Raw genomic sequence first — 2,491 nt, forward strand, 5'->3', positions numbered from 1 at the left:
GTGGAATTAGCGTTTTTTATCATATCTTCGTTTCGGCAGAAAATACTCTGCTTTAAAGTCCCCAACCTCGCCAAGCGCCAAGACGTTAGCAGTAACCTTAAAAAAAAACACAGAAATCAATAAACTAAAACAACAAATGAAAAAATGTATTTGGTGTTAAAAAACAGAAATAAACGTAAATTTTAAAAAGTTAGCTCATACAATTCCTCAAACACTTGGCGGAAAAAATATTTGTGAAAATGTTTGCGATAATTGTAATCTGTATTTTGGAAGTTACAATAATAAATTGCCTCCGATTGAAACTGTAATTAAAGAAACGTTTAATATTTCTCGTGCAAGGTTCTTGTCAGTGGATAATCAAATTGGTAAAAATAAAGCAATGCCAAAGTTTTCTTCAATTTATTTTAATGTTGATTTTTTGAACAATAAATTTAAATTAAAAGCAAGTTATAAATACAATTCTTTTTTTCAAGAGAAAATATCAAGACAATTTAAAAAAGGATTATACAAAGTGTTTTTGGAAGAAATTGAAAGACAAAATAAAGATGGACATAATGAAAAATATAACTTTATTAGGGAATTTAGTCGCTATGATTTAGGTGATTATCCCGTATTTTATTTTCAAAGAAAACACGGGATAATAATGATGACTAAAGATTGGGCAAGAACTCCTGAATTATTTTTAAGTGACGACTTAAAGTTTAAATACTTAATAAATGAACCTTGCTTTTTTGAATTTGAATTATTAGGACATGTTTTTGGTATAGCAACTTCAAAACATTGGGAAATAGCTTTTGATAATTATATAAAAAAAACAAGTGAGGCAAAAAAAGAAAATTTTAAAAGCTTTAAATTAGTTAAAAATTTTAATGATGTAGATTTAACTTTGTCAATACTAAATGGATAAAAAGGCTACTGCTAACAGCCGTTTGGCGAGATTGGGGTTTTAGTGGACTTAACGTTTTTTATCATATCTTCGTTTCGGCAGAAAATACTCTGCTTTAAAGTCCCCAACCTCGCCAAGCGCCAAGACGTTACCTGATAGTTACCGAAAAGCGAAAGCCAACCTACTTAAAATCAAATAAATGGATAAAGAAACTGCAGAATATATTGTCACATATTTTTTTAGTCTTTTACCCGAAAAAGAAAAGCTTGCGTGGAGACATCACTCTTCAATTTTAAAACTTGAAGATAATGATAACCCTAAAGCTTGGGAAATTTATAAACGAAAAGGTTGGATTACTGATGACAAAGAAGTTTTAGATTTATTGAAAGTTGGATATGATAATTTTGAACTTAATACGGCTGAAAAAATCATTAAAAATTATCCTGAAAAAGTTTTTTTAAATGAATGTCCAAAATGTAAAAAATTAGCAAGAACGCCAAAAGCTAAACAATGCAGATTTTGCGGTTTTGATTGGCATAATTAAAACAACAGTAATATTCAAATATAGAATTAGTTTGCGCAGAAAATTCAAAGCAGAAACTTGAAAGTTGGAATGTGAAAGTTGGAATTGGCCAACAGAAACTTGAAAATTTCACTATTAAAATGATACTTTTGAAAAAAAAATAACCATCAGGTAACAGCCGTTTGGCGTGATTGGGGATTTAGTGGAATTAGCGTTTTTTTTATTACATTTACGTTAAGCCGAAAATACTCGGTTTCAAAAGTCCCCAACCACGCCAAGCGCCAAGACGTTGTGCGCAAGACTAAAAAACCGGACGGAATAAATCACGAAAATTAACTCTATGAATCTATTCAAATTATTTTTCAAAAAAGACAAAATTGAGAAAACTGATACTCAGTCTTTCACTAAAAAAAACGAAATTATCGAAGAAAATGACGACCAAAATCATCCTGAATGGGATGATGTTTTTTATGCTCGGGCGACGAATGATTTGAATAAAATGCTGGAAGTGGTTAATGTAAAAACTGATTTGGTAAATAGACATTTCCTACTTCAAACGATAGTTGGCGAAACTTATAAGTTAAGAGATCAAGAAAATTTCAAAAATCTCTGTCTTAAATATTCCGAAATTCATTTATTGGAATTCCCGGAAATTGCACTTGCTTTAAAAAAAGATATGGATGGAGTTTTACCGAGAGTATCAACATTTCAAAATTATGCGACATTACTAACAGAGTTGGGAGAATTTGAAAAAGCAATTTCTGTATGTGAAATGGCAATTTCTTATGAACTTAGCGATGGAACCAAATCGGACTATGAGGGAAGAATCGAGAGAATTAAGAAAAAAAACAACGTGATATAAGTCCAGCGCACAACAGCCGTTTCAAGCAATTGCGGAGATTTTCCTAGCCGGATATTTGATTTTCACGAAGAAAGATTATCTTGGTGGAAAATCCTCAGTTCGCTAAAATCCGCAACTGCGTGAAGCGGCGGGACGTTAGCGGTCAGCAGCGTTGGAGCAAATAAAACTGGAGTGAAATAGAAAATATTTAGAATTTTAAAATATAAATTTCATCGATTTT

3 protein-coding genes are annotated in these 2,491 nt (G+C 31.2%); all 3 read left to right on the top strand.

Annotated elements, in window-relative coordinates:
- The first annotated feature begins 379 nt into the window (after window positions 1–379).
- The 3 genes from MW871_RS15885 (at window position 380) to MW871_RS15895 (ending at window position 2,271) form a co-directional block, all read left to right on the top strand.
- A complete protein-coding gene (locus MW871_RS15885; RefSeq protein ID WP_248429374.1) occupies window positions 380–907 on the top strand; it encodes a hypothetical protein in 528 nt (175 codons plus the stop codon).
- A gap of 178 nt (window positions 908–1,085) precedes the next feature.
- A complete protein-coding gene (locus MW871_RS15890) occupies window positions 1,086–1,430 on the top strand; it encodes a hypothetical protein (protein WP_188051746.1) in 345 nt (114 codons plus the stop codon).
- A gap of 319 nt (window positions 1,431–1,749) precedes the next feature.
- Entirely contained in the window at window positions 1,750–2,271 is a 522-nt protein-coding gene (locus MW871_RS15895; RefSeq protein WP_248429375.1) for a hypothetical protein, read from the top strand.
- Window positions 2,272–2,491 lie beyond the last annotated feature (220 nt).

This window comes from Flavobacterium pygoscelis, assembly GCF_023162025.1.
GTDB lineage: Bacteria > Bacteroidota > Bacteroidia > Flavobacteriales > Flavobacteriaceae > Flavobacterium > Flavobacterium pygoscelis.